Below are 15,416 nucleotides of genomic sequence, written 5' to 3'. Positions count from 1 at the left end.
TTTCATCACGCAGCGCTCAAATTTCATTGCGGGAGCTAAGGAAGTTTTTCTTTAATTAACGCGCCTAATTGAATGCGTTCGGGAAGGCTCATAGAAATATCCATCGGGAGGTAAACCAGTCGTGCTAAAGAAAGCTCATCTGTTTTCTCTACCGTTGCTGCTAAGCTCGGAAGCCTGATGAGGCTGGACGCTTTTGAGGTGGCATCGTAACCATTTGCACGCAGGTGTCTGATCATTTCTTCCGGATGCTGACATTGGATCGGAATCACCCAATTGGTGCTTTTTTGGTTCAGATGCCCGATTTGGATGTCGGCAGGAAGGGCGCTCATGATGTCCGTAAAAAGTTTTTTCCTTAAAAGGACATCTGCTATTTTAAAGGTCTTTAACCTGCGTTCCAGCAAACGTTGATTTGGCCCGCATGGCCTGTACCTGATTTTTTTTAAAGGATCATTTCCCGGAAATCCCCTGGTAAAAGAGGAGAGTACCTGGTCAAAATCTTTTCCTCTGGCCATTACGATTTTGTAAAAAAGAGTATACCCTGTTCTGCTGCTAAGCAAGCTGATCAACATGGCCTTGAAAAGCTTTTTGAAATAGGGTTTGATTTGCTGTTTTGGCAAACTCTCGTTCAGGGCAGCTACCCTGGCATAGAGGTCGGGATCGTTGAGCTGCAGGATTGCTCCGGTGATGGCGGTATTGGTTTTGATCATTCCAAAGCTAAACATCAAAACACCTGATTCCGGATGTCCATAGTAACTCACATCCCGGGAAGTGCCCTGGAAAGCCTGTGCACAATCTTCGATGAGGATCAGCTGGTTTTCTTTTGCAATTTCCACGATCTGGTTCAATTCCGTAATGCCACCGAACAGGTGTGCGATCAGGATCGCTTTGGTGGCAGGGGTAATTGCTGCAGCGATTTGTTCCGCATCAATCCCGAGGGTGTATTTGTTTAGGGAGATGGGGATGGCCCGGAGCTGATGAGCCGCAATGATGTTAAACATATCCGGAATATTGATATCGCTGACCAGAATTTCAGTTCCCGGAGGGAAATTTAAAGCGCTAAGCGTCAGGTCCAGACCTGTTCTGACAGAAAGGGTGATCAGTTGATTACCCGCTTTTACAGCGCTGTGTTGATCATCTTTTGGAAAAAAGTAACCCGAAAAACAGTACCTGATGCCTGCAAAAATATCGGAAAATGGAATGTCTAATTTACCTCTCGGAATCATTTTCTAGTTTTGAAGCAAGGTAGGTTTAAATAAAATAAAACGTAAATTTACGGCATGAGAACCAGAAGAATCGTATTTATTAAGTATATATTACTATTTCAGTTGAGTTTATCGTTTGCCTTGCCTGCCCATGTTTTCGGACAGAACGCAATGCAGCGGCTGGATGATAAGATTCTGATTAACCTTTCTGAACACAGAACTGAGCAAAAAACAGGCTTTTTTATGTTCTTGTCCAAGCACAACGATGTCGTGAATATAGGCGTTCCGGTAGCGCTATTGGCTGGCGGTGTGATCACGAATGATAAGGAAATGCGCCAAAATGCGCTATATGTAGCGAGTGCTTCTGCAGTAAATGTACTCGCAACGCTTTTTCTGAAAAAGGTCATTAAACGGCCGAGACCTTTTAACGGACTGGTTAAGATCAATGCGGTTTATCAGCCTTCACATTATTCTTTTCCATCAGGACATACTTCTACAGCGTTTACTACAGCTACGGCCTTATCTCATGCTTATCCTAAATGGTATGTGATTGCCCCGGCTTATTTATGGGCAGGTTCAGTAGGCTTCTCGCGTTTGTATTTGGGCGTACATTATCCTACGGATGTGGCTGCCGGAGCATTGCTGGGAACAGGAAGTGCATTTTCAATGGGATTTATCAGACCTAATAAATAAGGTATAATAAACAGACCTGATCAATAGAAACAGGCTCGATAAATAGCTTCTTATAAATCATCATGTATTACATAAAAAAAGAGCAGCAATTTCGATTGCTGCTCTTTCATTTTATACCATTCGCATTTATTTTCCTTTTGACAGGCCGTCTTTTTTAGCTTTTTTCTCTACTTCTTCTGCACGGGCACCGCTATCAGGATGTGAGCTCATCATCTTTTGCATGGTGCTTTTCTTATCACCACTGCCTAAAGCCTGTAGCTTTTTGAATGCACTGGCCATCGCCATTACATCATAATTGTGTTTTTTAAGAAAGTCATAACCAAAATTATCTGCTTCTGATTCCTGTTTACGGCTGTAGCTGGATTCCAGTATGGCATTTGCCATATCGCCAAGCTGACTTTGAGTTAAGGTGTTTACCGCTCCTGATTGAGAAGAGGCTGCATCAGAAATTGCGGCACGCTTATAGGCTGCACGCATGGCATCACGACTGTCGTGATTTTTAACATGACCTATTTCGTGGCCAATAATGGCCAGCAATTCCTGATCTGTCATCTTATCCATTAAAGCAGAAAAAACGCGTACACTTCCATCAGCACAGGCAAAAGCGTTGATGTCAACTACTTTATATACTTTGTAATTCAGACTTAGCCCGTCTTCATTTTTATGTTTATCGAAAATTTTGTTCAGTCTGATGGTATAAGGATCATTTGGACCGGCAACAGTATTGTGTTCATCCATCCAGTCAACAGCTTCTTTAGCGAGTTTCGCTGCCTCTGCATCACCGAAAGTGGCTGCTTTAACGCCTTTTCCAACAGCACCAATTGCTTTGCTGTTTAATTTAAATTGTGCGGATGCTGTACCTAACGTGGCCGCCAGGACCAGGCTGGTAAGGATTGTTTTCTTCATCATAGGTTTTGTTTTTGTTTGCGATTATTTATTAATGCAAATATCAGATCTTAATTTGTTTTAAAATAAACGATCTGATATATTATCTTATTTTTATTTTAATTTGCCTTAATGTGTAAAAATATGTTTCTTTGGTTTTTACCGGAGGGTTATTTCATACCTGGAAAAGTAAATCGATCCGAAAAACTTTAGCAGCGCTTTTTTAAGTTGTTTAGATTAGTTATGTTTGCTAATATTTGTAGTATTTTAAATTATAGGCATGATTTATGATTTGTCGGTAATTGTAGATATGATCCCAGATTGAACCAGCGATATGACCATAACCGTAGTCCCAATTATAGAACCGGATGTTAAACCGGCAGCGCCTTTAGCTAAAGTGATGAATGAAAGACTGAGCCGTCTGGCAAAGGAACTTCAGGACGAACACTTAAAAGATTTAGACCATATGGAGCCACTCTTTGAAGATGTGGTGATTTACCTTAGTTACAATAGCAAGTATACCATTCGATGGAAGATTGTGAACGACGTTCCGGAACATGCCATCATTGAAGTTGCTGCGCAGTGCGATAAGCTGGGGTATATCCGTTGGAAAACAGCCACATTAAATTCCTTCAACAGGCAGTAAGAACAGTACAGCTTTTTTTTATTGAATCAACTGGTTTTTTAAAAAGCGGTTTAACTGTTTTTTTGCAGTGATTAGGGGAGCTGAGGGTTTCTTGTACCATAAAGCGATCAAGGCCGCTGAGCGCTTTATGTATCCTAAGTAGATCGTTATGGAATGCATGGCAGCCGGCAATAATAAGTTTAGAGAATGTTTGCCGGAAATGTGATTTAACACTTCCTTAATGTGGCCGTCATTTTTCATCTCTAGTTTTGGGCCATATTTATGGGGTCCAAAATCACAGCCGCTTCTGAAGGTCATGCGCATGATCTTGATTTGAAAACATTTGAGGAGCTTTACCGGCGGATGTTTCCCACCTTAAAAAGGTATGCCATCTATCTTGTTGGCGATGTAGAAGACGCGCAACTGCTGTTAAACGATGTTTTTATTGCCATTTGGAAGAAGCGTTTGCTGATCATTGATGAAAAGCCTTATCTGTTTCGTGCGGTAAAAAATGCAAGCCTGAATTATCATAAGCGAATTAAATCCCCTTTTTTAGACCTTGATGATGAGCTGGTCCCTGAGCTGGCTGATCAAAATCCAGACCCTGCGCAATATTATCAGGAAAAAGACCGGAATAAAATGCTGTATCAATTGATCGGCCAGATGCCGGAAAGAAGAAGATTGATCTTTTATATGTACCGGATCGATGGACTTAGTTATAAAGAAATCGGAGCATTGCTGGATATTTCTGTCAGAACGGTTGAAGATCACCTCAGTAAAGGATTTCAATTCCTAAAGGAAAGGATCATGAAAAACGAAGCAGAATTCAGGTAACGATTTGTTAACGGAAACTTAACGTCCTGCGGCCCGTAGTGAGGCTACTTTATCTTGTCTTGTTAGCATAAAGCATAGGCATGGATCAGGAAACCTGGAAACTAGTAATAGCACATTTATCGGATGAAACGCAAGAGCCTACCGCAACGATGGTTAGGGAATGGCTTACCAAAGATCCACTTCACCAGCAGCAGTTGGATCAGGCCCGTTGGATCTGGCTGGCGACAGCCGAAATGCCGGCGGACGAAGAATGGAAAGAAAGCTTTAAAGGAATCAGCGAGGCCATATCCGAGCTTCCTCAGACTGCCGTAAAAAAGAAAATATTTCCCTGGCTGGCCATTGCCGCAGTTGTTACCGGGCTGGCCATATTCATCGCATTCTATCAGTACCGGACCATTAGTCCTGCGGTACAAAAAGAAAGTATCGTTTGGCTTACCAAAAAAGCAGAAGCAGGAAAAGTGCTGGCCATCGTGTTACCGGACAGTTCTGAAATCTGGCTCAATTCGGGCAGTAGCCTGAGTTTTCCCAAAAATATGAAGGCATCTTTAACAAGGACGGTACGCCTGAACGGAGAGGCTTTCTTTAAGGTCAGACGTGATCCCGCACATCCTTTCATCGTTCAAAGTCAGCAGATCAGAACCACCGTACTTGGAACAAGTTTTAATGTCAATGCCTGGCCGGAAAGAAAGACAGAGGTGACAGTGATGACTGGTAAAGTAGCGGTTTCCAAAGAGGGGAAGGGCACAGCGTTACTTTATCTTCTTCCAAATCAGAAAGCGGTTTATTCCCAGTTGAAAAACCAGTTGTCAATGGAGCATGTAGCGGAAACGGGCGAAGCGAATGCCTGGATAGATGGCCGGATGATTTTCAATCAGATGCCACTGGAGTCTGTTTTCGAAATCATGGAGCGAAAATATAAGGTAAACATTCGTACCAGCCACCTTTTCAAAGGCTGTAAACTAACCGCAAAATTCGGAAACATCAGCTTGGCAGAAGTGATGGCCACTTTAGAAATCACCCTTGGTATTCAATATACGATTAAAGGACAAACAGTTTTTATAAAAGGAGGTAAATGTAGCTAGACACGATACTAAAAAAGAAGGCCACAGATGTTGACGCATCTGTGGCCGGTAATCTTAAAATTTATTTTAACCCACAATGATTAAAACAAACAAATTTATGAAAAAGTCAGCAGTGACTAATCAATTAATTTTTAAAGTAATGCGTTTTTTTGTTCTCGTTTACGCAATTGTTTCCCTGATGCTTGTTACAGGCCAGGCAACACCACTAAAGGCTCAGGTCCTGACGGACCGCATCAGCCTGAATTTTAAACACGGTACTTTGGCTGAATTCCTGAAAGCTGTAGAAAAGAAGACCGAAATTACTTTTGTCTATACCAATGCCGCGCCCTTTTTAAACAAAGAGGTTCATCAGCTGAAAGCGGAAAACGAGTTGTTAAGTGTTTTGTTAAACAGGGTATTCAAACCCTTACAGCTAACCTATGTTTCCCTGAACAAACAGGTGATCATCAAAAAAGCAGTTCGCATCAGTGGTAAAGTTACCGATGAAAAAGGACTGGCTATGCCCGGCGTGAGTGTGCAGGAAACCAATACCAATAATGGAACGGTTACTGATTTGAGCGGGCATTACCGTCTGGATGTAACGGATAAAAGCAACAGGTTGCGCTTCAAAATGATGGGCTATCAGAGCAGGGAACAAGCGATTGCGGAAAACAATGTGATCGATGTAAGTTTAATTCCTGATGAAACCGGACTTGCAGAGGTGGTGGTTACCGCACTGGGAATCAAACGTTCAGAAAAAGCTTTAGGCTATTCCATTGCCGTGGTAAAAGGCTCTGACGTAAATACCGTGAAGGAAGTCAATGTGATCAATTCCCTGGCCGGAAAAATTGCCGGTGTAAATGTGGTGAGTACAGGCTCCGATCCCGGATCCAGTGCAATGATTACGATCAGAGGCCAATCCTCTATTGCTACTGATAACCAACCGTTGTTCGTAGTAGACGGGGTTCCTGTTGCGCGTTCCCTTCGCACACCATCCACCACCGGAAGGTCTTCTGTGGATTATGGAAGTCCGGTAGCCGATTTAAGCCCTGATGATATTGAAAGTGTGACCGTTCTGAAAGGGGCAAGTGCGGCCGCATTATATGGAAGCCGCGCAGGAAGTGGGGTAGTCCTCATCACCACCAAAAGTGGTTCAAGTCAGAAAAAAGGATTAGGAATCAGTGTGAATTCCAATGCGATGTACGATCAGGCCTGGTTATTTCCACATTTTCAAAGCCAGTTTGGCGGAGGTGAATATACCGATGATCCGGGCGTTTCTATGGCTTCATGGGGACCGCGTTTAGATGCAGGAACAAAACACCTGCAATGGAATAGTCCATTGGATGCAGCCGGAAAAGCTGTACCTACAGATTGGGTATCGCATAAAGACAATGCGAGAGATTTTTTCAGGACAGGCTCCACCTATACCAATAATATCGCCATCACCGGAAAGAACGACAATGGGAATTACAGATTGTCTTTTACCAATCTGGAGAATAAGGGGATTGTTCCCAATACAGACCTCAGCCGGAATAACCTCAATCTTGCCGCGACCTATATTTTACATCCAAAGGTAAAGATCAGTACCAATATCGGTTATGTGAAAAATAAGAGCGACAATCGCCCTGCGGCCTATCGGGAGAGCGTAACACAGCTGGTTTATTCTATGCCTGCAAATATAAACCTTAAGGACCTGGAGAATTATTGGAAACCCGGAAGGAAAGGTACGGAACAGTTTTCTGTCGACGATTCTGATAATCCTTATTTCGTAGCTTACGAACACCTGAATGCTTACGACAGGGACCGGCTGACCGGAAACCTGCAACTTTCGGTTGACCTCAGTAAAGAATTAAGCCTGATGTTGAGGACGAGTCTGGACACTTACAATGAAATGCATGAAAATAAAAGACCTTTCAGCTCAAAGCGTTTCAAGTTCGGCGCTTATACCGTAGACAACAGCTATTTTAAAGAACAGAATACGGATATACTCCTGAGCTATAAGAAAAACATCAATTCCGACTGGTTTCTGGGCCTCTCCGCGGGAGCGAACCAAATGAACCAGACTGGCCGCAGTACGGCACAAAGAACGGAAAGCCTGAGTATTCCGGGGGTGTATAACATTAGCAATGCCCAGGCAGGAACGATCGGTAATTCCCAGTACAATTCCCGCAAAAGGATCAATAGTGTTTATGGATTGGGACAGCTTTCTTTCAGGGATATGGTCTTTATGGATGTCAGCGGACGAAACGACTGGTCGAGTACGCTGCCTGAAAAGAACAATTCCTATTTCTATCCTTCCGTTTCAATGAGTGCCATCCTTACGGATATTTTTAAGCTGAAGTCTGGCGTTCTTTCTTATGCAAAATTGCGTGCCAACTGGGCACAGGTAGGTAGCGATACGGATCCTTACCAGTTGTACAATACCATTCCTTTTAATCAGGATTGGGGAGATGTAAAAAGGGCAACGATAGAATTCAACCTGAAGAACAACTTCCTTAAACCAGAAATTGCCACCTCTTATGAGTTTGGGACAGACCTGCGTTTTTTCTCTAACCGTTTCGGAATTGAGCTGACCTGGTATAAAACGAACAAGAGGAATCAGATCATCAATATTCCAACAACCATTGCCTCAGGCGCATCGAACAGGTTGATCAACGCGGGTAACATCCAGAATAGCGGATGGGAAATCGGATTAAATGCAACTCCGCTCAACGGAGCACTGAAATGGGAAATCAATGCCAACTTCAGCAAAAATGAGAACAAAGTGATTGCGCTGATGGATGGGCTTCCGGAGTATTCTATGGGAAGCGCCGATGGCGATAACATCCGTTACCTGATTAAAGAAGGAACAAAAATCGGGGATTTTTATACCCCTAGTTATACCAAAATCAAGGATGGTGCCTATGCCGGAGCCGCATTGCTCGATAAAAACGGACATTACATCAGAAATACCGCCGAATATGTGAAGGTGGGGAATTACAATCCTGATTTTACGGTAGGGCTAAACAATACGTTTACCTATAAAAACCTAAGCCTCAATGTGCTGGTCGACTGGAGAAAAGGAGGTGATTTTTATTCTTATGTCGTGAAAAGTTTGCTCACTGCAGGGTTGACAGACAATACGATTACCGGCAGGGATGCACAAACGGGTGGTCTGCCATGGACAGATTCTCAGGGCATTAAACGAAACGACGGGATGATCATTCCGGGATACATCGCCAATGGGGATGGAAGCTATAAAGAGAACAACGTGATCATTGCAGCTTCGGATTATTACGACAATACCTATAATAAGTACTATGAGCGCTTAACGTATTCCGCAACTTTCGTCAAACTTCGTGAGGCTTCACTGACCTATGTGTTTAACCATAAGCTGCTGAAGAAACTTCCATTGAGTAAACTCTCGGTTTCTCTCATTGGCAGAAACCTGTATACCTGGACGAAGAATGGTTTGGGCTATGATCCTGAGACAACGATGAGCATCAGCGACGGCTTTAAACAGGGGGTAGGCCATTGGACTTTACCCGGAACACGTTCTTATGGCCTTAAATTAACTGGTAATTTTTAATAGTAAGAAAGATGAAATTTAACTATAACCCGATCCCGGTACTGTTGGCAGGACTGATGATATTCAGCTCCTGTACCAAGGATTTTAAAGAGATCAATACGAATCCGAATTCACCGGAAATCACGAATACAGAATTTTTAATGTCGGATGTTTTGTTGTCTACCGCCTATGCCTATCAGGAAAATGCGGTTTCGAGACGTCCGGCATCTGCAGGGCGATACCTTTCCCTGGTCCGCAATACGGGTTACGACCTTTTTGCCTGGGGACCAGTGGGCTGGGATGATGTTTATCAGCGTCTGGCCGTCAACAAGACCTTTATGGAAACTGCAGCATTGAGAAATGAAAACCAATACATCGCCATAGGGAAAATCATGAAGGCCTTTAATTTTGCCTATCTCAGTGACCTTTACGGTGACATTCCTTATACTCAGGCATTAAAGTCAAAGGAAGAAAATATCATTTATCCCGAATACGACCGTCAGCAAAATATCTATCCTGACCTGTTAAAAGAGCTGGCCGAAGCGAATGAGCTATTGAAGGGTGTGACTACCGAAATCAATGCCAAAGGCGATGTATTGTACAAAGGGAAAGCTTTGCAATGGCGGAAATTTGCCAATACGCTGCGGTTGAGGATGTTGTTGCGCATTGCTAAGGCTTATGCTCCTGCATTTACTGAAATGCAACAGATCCTGAACGATAAAACTGGTTTTCCGGTGTTTGAAAGTTCTGCTGATAATGCCGAAATCGCCTACCTGGGGAACCTTGCCGCCTATAGCTGGCCGGGAGGTCCGCTGGCAATGATCGATTTTGACTACCTGAAAACCAAAGCAAGTAAGGAGCTGGTGGATCGCCTGATTGTCCGCAAGGACCCACGTCTGGGCATTTGGATCGAGCCGGTAAAAAGTACGGTGGGATCTACTGTTGATTTCAATAAATATGTGGGCGTTCCACATGCGATTGATGCACCTTCGGCTTACAATGGAGGGGAGGATCATCAGTCTGTTTTCTCTGCTTCTTTTTTCAGGAAAAACGGCGGGACAAGTAATCCTGCATTGAAAGCAAGCCTCATCACTTATACCGAATTGTGTTTTATCCTGGCGGAAGCCATGCAGCAGGGCAAAATCACCGTTCCGGGTGAGTCTGCCTCGTCGATGTATTATAAAGGGATTAAAGAATCTATGGGGACTTACGGTGTGGAAGCTACCGCATTGAGCTCTGGTTATTATGATCAGAACATCGTAAAATATGATGGTACGCTGGAGCAAGTGATGACCCAAAAATGGTTGGCCATGTTGTTTAAAGGGGCTGAGGGCTGGTTTGACCAACGCCGTACCGGGTTTCCTGCATTTGTGACTGGGCCATTGGCGGCAGGCCGGGGCATTCCCAAACGTTATGTCTTTCCCGATTCTGAGAGTGCAAAGAACAACGCAAATTACCAAAAAGCCATTGGCGTATTTGGCGCAGATCAGGAATATACCCTGATGTGGTATTTAAAATAAACCCAACAATGCTTTATAAACCCAATGCTTTATAAACTCAATTCTTTCAAATTCTATTCGCTACAAATGGTACAAAATAAAATACAACTGTTCTTCCTATTGTTAATGGGTGCAGTTTTTCAGGCAACAGCGCAGGATTATGCGCCACTTCCATATCCTGACCGTGTAATCCTGACCTGGACGGCAAACCCCTCAAATAGTCAAACCGTAACCTGGAGGACAGATACTACGGTCACCGCTGCTAAAGCGCAGATCAAAGCAGAAGATTCCAGTCCGGCATTGGAGACCGAAATTGCCAGTTATGATGCAGAAACGCGTCCTTTAAGAGGTGGTGCATATCTTACTGCCAATTACCACCACCTGACCTTTCAAAACTTGAAACCCAATACGGTATATGCTTACCGGGTAGGTGCGGGGGAATCCTGGAGCGAATGGTTTCAGTTTACGACGGCTTCCGAAAAGGCGGCCCCCTTTTCTTTTATCTATCTTGGAGATGCCCAGAATGACATCAGGTCGAAATGGTCAAGAGTAATCCGTAAAGCTTTTTCCCATCAGCCGGACGCCCGTTTTATCATTCATACCGGAGACCTGATCAATCGTTCCAATAATGATAAGGAATGGGGAGAGTGGCATTATGGAGGTGGATTTATCAATGGCATGATTCCAAGCCTTCCTTCCCCGGGGAACCACGAATATTTTAGGGATGAAAAAAAGGTATTGACGCTTGATCCGCATTGGGGAGCGCAGTATACCCTGCCGGATAATGGGCCGGAAGGCTTGAAAGAATCTGTTTATTATATAGATTATCAGGGCATGAGGGTGATCTCACTGGATTCGCAAATGATCATCCTTGATGAGTCTTCTGCAAAAGTTCAGTACGAATGGCTGGAGAAGGTGTTGCAGGAAAACCGGAACCTATGGACGGTGATCACTTTCCATCATCCTATTTTTTCTACCGCCAAGAGCAGGGACAATAAAGAATTCAGAGAACGGTTCAAACCCTTGTTTGACCGCTATCATGTAGACCTGGTGCTTCAGGGGCATGACCATACCTATAGCCGCGGACAAAATCTGCCACGTGGGCTTTCCGGAAGAGAGGCCGGTGGCCCCGTATATCTGGTTTCTGTAGCAGGCCCGAAAATGTATAAAGTGGACGGCGCTAAATGGATGAATGTTTCTTTGGAAAACACGCAATTGTTTCAGATCATTCGTGTAAACGGACAAGATCTTAAATTTGAAGCCTATAAGACTTCAGGCGAACTGTTTGATGCGTTCTCCCTGAAGAAAAAAAGCAGAGCGGAAGCGGCTGTGTTTACAGAGCTGAATCCGGAAGCAATAAAGCGATAGTTGGTTAGATAACAGGCTTCTTTTCATCGGGTGATTTCTTTGAAAAGAAGCCTTTTAATTAAAACAGGAAAACCTTTAGGTACCTGAATACGTTAATGTCTATAAAAATCTGTCATGAAAATCGGGTGTTTGCTGACGCTGATTTATAGGTTAAGTACAGCTATGGCTATTGCACAACCCAGACCGCAAGCCAATGTCAATTTTATCCAGCTGTATAAAGAAAACTCTGATCTTTCCTACATGGCCCCGAAAGGGGAGATTGGGGCGCCTGATAAATACATCATCAACGGAAGGTTAACTTCTACTTATATGTTACTGGCGAGCCCTGAATTGCCTGTCGCTTTTGCCGTGCAGCCTGATTTTATGGTACGTGTCAGGGCAGAGCAGTCTTCAGGTGTCAGGACCCCCAGTTTCCGGCTTGGCGGAATTTTTTATTTTCGCCTAAACCGCCGGGTGGCGGATTATCAATACGCCACATTGAGGTTTCAGCACCATTCTAACGGACAAGACGACGGAGCATTAAATCCGGATGGCAGTGTGAACACCAAGACCGGAAATTTCAGCACCAATGCCCTCCTGATCAGCTATAACATCGGCAATACCATCCCTGCAATAAACGATCATCTCGACATGACTTTAAATCATGAAATCGCATTTGAATGGCACAAATGGTTTCATTATGAACATATCCTTAACGATGATTACGGGTTTACCAGGTTGATCTACAATTTTTCTTTGCGCGGTTACCATCCCTTAAAAGAGGTTTGGCGCTTGAATACAGGCGTAAGTTATGCCCTGAACAAGATGACAGCATATCCCTTTGGGGCAATTAAAAAAAGATTAAATGTGGAAGCCTCCTTTCATTACAGCTTTCCTTTTATGGACAATGTCTTTCTCATGGCTGCTGCAGGTTACTATGGAGAAGATCCCTATAACATCTATTACAAGAATAAATATGCCTATCTCCGTTTCGGCATTTCGACAGGAATTCTTAGAGGGCGTTCAAAGAATTTGGCCACTCAGCATTGAATGCCTTTTATTGCGGCTGACACTATTCTCGTAACTAATCCGTTTTAATGTTTAATCATCTGATAAAAATTTCTATTTTTAACAAACACAAAAACATAAATGAAAATCCTAAGAACCCGTACACTGATCGTCGCGATAGGGCTATTGACCCTTTCGATGCAGGCTTGTAAAACGAAGAAATTAGTCGCAAAGCCTACACCTCCGGTAGAGACAAAAGCTCCTCCCGTAGTAGAAAAACAACCTGAAAAACCGCCTGTAGAAGAGAAAGCTGCTCCGGTTCCTGAAGAAAAAGCAAGCTTTAATTTCAGCAATGTCCAGTTTGAGTTTAACTCCGACGTTCTGAAAACCGCTTCATTTGAAATTCTGGATCAGGTGGTAAGAGAAATGAAAAAAGAACCAGGAGTAAAGCTGACCCTAAATGGTCATTCTTCTGCTGAAGGTACACCGGAGCACAACATGTCTTTATCTGTGGATAGGGCAAACTCTGTGAAATCTTACCTGGTAAACGCTGGTATTAATGGTGGAAACCTGTTGATCAAAGGCTTTGGTGCTACAAAACCGGTTACACCGAATACCACGGAAGAGGGTAAAACTTTAAACCGTCGTGTGGAATTTAAAGTAAATCCATAATTTAATAAGGGCAGGAGAGTGGATTAAGGGGCCAGCGGAAGACTAAAGTAAAAAGTTGAGCCTACACCGATTTCACTCTCCACCCATATTTTGCCGCCATGATGCAGCAAAATCTCGGCACAAAGGTACAGGCCGATTCCAAAACCTGAAATATTTTGTGTGTGCTTGGTTTCTACCCTGTAGAAACGTTCAAACAGCTTCTCAATGGCCTGTGGTTTAATCCCCATTCCTTCATCTTTTACACTTACTTCCACGATACCTTCGGAAACCTGAGCGCTGACCTCGATTTTTTTGCCTTTAGGCGAATACTTGATGGCATTGCTTAATAAATTGGAAATGACAGACCCGATCTTTTCCCGGTCTGCATAAATACTGACCGGAATACATGGGGACAAAGTCAGGGTCTGGTGTTGTAAGGTGGGTTTTGTCTCTTCAATAATTTCCATGATCAGCTGGTCCAGATCGAAAACCTCCATGTCCAGGTGGATCTTTCCTGATTCCAGGCGGGAGATATTCAGGAAGCCGTTGATCATCGTACTCATCTTTTTTACCTGTACATGAGCCTTTTCCAAAGAAGTAGAAATGAAAGTATCTTCCGTTTTCTTCGTTCTCGCGATCAGGAGCTGCAAGTAACCGTTCAGGGAAGTCAGCGGTGTTTTCAGCTCATGACTAACCATGCCTATAAAGTCGTTTTTGCGCATTTCATCGCGCTTTTGCTCGGTGATGTCCAGTGTCAAACCTGAAAAATGAGCCGTATGACCAGCAGTTTTGGGATATAGTTTTCCCAGCGCCCTGACCCATCTCTGTGTCTGGTCATGATATCCGGTAACGGGATGCTCAATGCTATAACTTTCCCCACTTGCAATTGCCTGTTCTACTGCAAGCCTGACCTTGTTTCTGTATTCTTCAGGAATCTGATTGATCACCGCATCGTAAGAAACTTCTTCATGAGGATAATATCCATACAACTCCTTCATCCTGGAAGAGGCAATAAAATCTCTTGTGTTTACATCCATATACCAGGTGCCCACATTAGCTGCCTCGATAGATAAGCGCAGCATTTCTTCTGCCTGTTCTACTTTTTTTCTGGTAACGACCTGTTCCGTGATGATATTGGCCACGAGCACAATTCCGGTCGTTTCCCCATCTGCATTTTTTAAGGGTTGATATACAAAATTAGAATAGACCTCTTCCAGTTTATGGTTTTGCTCCAGGAAGGCTTTGACTTCATTTCCGTAAAATGGTTTTCCTGTGGTGAATACTTCGTTCAGGATCTGAAGGAATGGCTGCTCTTTTAATTCGGGGATCGCAAGATGGAGCGGTTTTCCGATCACCTCTTCGGTCTTGCCCCAAACTTCCAGGATCTTTTTGTTGGCCGCTTCAATCAAAAGTTCTTTTCCGGAAAATAGCGCGATCGCTACCGGCGCATCGGCTAACATGTATCTCAACCTGGATTCACTTTCTGCAAGCTCAGTGACGGTCTTCTCCATTTTATGCAAAGTATTCACCTTTTCGGTAGTTTCCGAACAGATCACCAGAACGCCGCCGGGTTTACCGGGGCCATCATTAACTTTACTGTAGCTAAAAGTCCAGTAAACATCCTCCAGACGGTTGTTGCGATAAATAGGAATGAGCTGGTCCTCGCTCCAGGTAGATGCTCCACCGGAAAGGACCTGATCGATTAAAGGTTTAATGACCGGCCAGATCTCCGGCCAGCATTCTTCGCCATACTGGCCCAGTGCTTTTGGATGTTTGCCCTCATTGCCCAGACTTGGGCGATAAGCATCATTATAAAACTGGATCAATTCGGTTCCCCACCATAAAAACATAGGAAAGCGGGATTTTAGCATAATGCTGACTGTTGTTAGCAGGCTTTGAGACCAATGTTCCGGAGGACCCAACACGGTGTTAGACCAATCGTAGGAACGGGTAAGCGCCGCCATTTCACCGTCGCCATCAAAATAGGATTGTTGAAGTGTTTGAGGTGTGGTCTCTGGTGATAGCTGCATATGCTAAGATCAGAAAAGAAATTTAAAAATCATA

General features: G+C 43.7%; 12 protein-coding genes. 9 read left to right on the top strand and 3 right to left on the bottom strand.

Going from position 1 to position 15,416, the window contains the following annotated elements; all coding sequences use genetic code 11:
• Positions 1-35 precede the first annotated feature (35 nt).
• Complete coding sequence (locus BLQ87_RS19660) at positions 36-1,223, bottom strand: aminotransferase class V-fold PLP-dependent enzyme (protein ID WP_074610188.1); 1,188 nt, start codon at positions 1,221-1,223, stop codon at positions 36-38.
• A 54-nt stretch (positions 1,224-1,277) separates the two neighbouring features.
• Between BLQ87_RS19660 and BLQ87_RS19655 the strand changes: the two genes are divergently transcribed.
• Positions 1,278-1,895, top strand: coding sequence for a phosphatase PAP2 family protein (locus BLQ87_RS19655; RefSeq protein ID WP_074610186.1), 618 nt, complete (start codon positions 1,278-1,280; stop codon positions 1,893-1,895).
• Between the two features lie 126 nt (positions 1,896-2,021).
• On the opposite strand, the gene BLQ87_RS19650 is transcribed toward BLQ87_RS19655, so the two are convergent.
• A complete protein-coding gene (locus BLQ87_RS19650) occupies positions 2,022-2,804 on the bottom strand; it encodes a M48 family metalloprotease (protein ID WP_216857835.1) in 783 nt (260 codons plus the stop codon).
• Positions 2,805-3,114: 310 nt separating this feature from the next.
• On the opposite strand from BLQ87_RS19650, the gene BLQ87_RS19645 reads away from it, so the two are divergent.
• The 8 genes from BLQ87_RS19645 to BLQ87_RS19605 all read left to right on the top strand — a co-directional run bounded on the left by BLQ87_RS19645 (position 3,115) and on the right by BLQ87_RS19605 (position 13,373).
• Positions 3,115-3,426 carry a hypothetical protein gene (locus BLQ87_RS19645; protein ID WP_074610184.1) on the top strand — a complete coding sequence of 104 codons (312 nt, stop codon included), beginning with the start codon at positions 3,115-3,117 and terminating at the stop codon, positions 3,424-3,426.
• A 261-nt stretch (positions 3,427-3,687) separates the two neighbouring features.
• Complete coding sequence (locus tag BLQ87_RS19635; protein ID WP_074610181.1) at positions 3,688-4,239, top strand: sigma-70 family RNA polymerase sigma factor; 552 nt, start codon at positions 3,688-3,690, stop codon at positions 4,237-4,239.
• An 80-nt stretch (positions 4,240-4,319) separates the two neighbouring features.
• Positions 4,320-5,321 (top strand): FecR family protein, encoded by a 1,002-nt coding sequence (locus tag BLQ87_RS19630; RefSeq protein ID WP_074610179.1) that lies wholly within the window; start codon positions 4,320-4,322, stop codon positions 5,319-5,321.
• A 97-nt stretch (positions 5,322-5,418) separates the two neighbouring features.
• A complete protein-coding gene (locus BLQ87_RS19625) occupies positions 5,419-8,868 on the top strand; it encodes a SusC/RagA family TonB-linked outer membrane protein (protein ID WP_176832999.1) in 3,450 nt (1,149 codons plus the stop codon).
• A gap of 11 nt (positions 8,869-8,879) precedes the next feature.
• Positions 8,880-10,367: a SusD/RagB family nutrient-binding outer membrane lipoprotein gene (locus tag BLQ87_RS19620; RefSeq protein ID WP_245723888.1), complete on the top strand. Its 1,488-nt coding sequence runs from the start codon at positions 8,880-8,882 to the stop codon at positions 10,365-10,367.
• A gap of 66 nt (positions 10,368-10,433) precedes the next feature.
• On the top strand, positions 10,434-11,714 hold the full coding sequence (locus tag BLQ87_RS19615; protein ID WP_143010489.1) for a purple acid phosphatase family protein: 1,281 nt from the start codon (positions 10,434-10,436) through the stop codon (positions 11,712-11,714).
• 114 nt (positions 11,715-11,828) lie between these two features.
• On the top strand, positions 11,829-12,743 hold the full coding sequence (locus BLQ87_RS19610) for a hypothetical protein (protein WP_074610174.1): 915 nt from the start codon (positions 11,829-11,831) through the stop codon (positions 12,741-12,743).
• A 99-nt stretch (positions 12,744-12,842) separates the two neighbouring features.
• A complete protein-coding gene (locus tag BLQ87_RS19605) occupies positions 12,843-13,373 on the top strand; it encodes an OmpA family protein (RefSeq protein WP_074610172.1) in 531 nt (176 codons plus the stop codon).
• Positions 13,374-13,396: 23 nt separating this feature from the next.
• Here BLQ87_RS19605 and BLQ87_RS19600 read toward each other — a convergent pair whose 3' ends face one another.
• Positions 13,397-15,382 (bottom strand): ATP-binding protein, encoded by a 1,986-nt coding sequence (locus BLQ87_RS19600; protein WP_074610171.1) that lies wholly within the window; start codon positions 15,380-15,382, stop codon positions 13,397-13,399.
• Between the last annotated feature and the right edge of the window lie 34 nt (positions 15,383-15,416).

The organism is Pedobacter steynii (genome assembly GCF_900103665.1).
Taxonomy (GTDB): Bacteria; Bacteroidota; Bacteroidia; order Sphingobacteriales; family Sphingobacteriaceae; genus Pedobacter; species Pedobacter steynii.
Note: the sequence above shows the minus strand (reverse complement) of the source record. Positions and strands in the feature narration are given on the sequence as shown.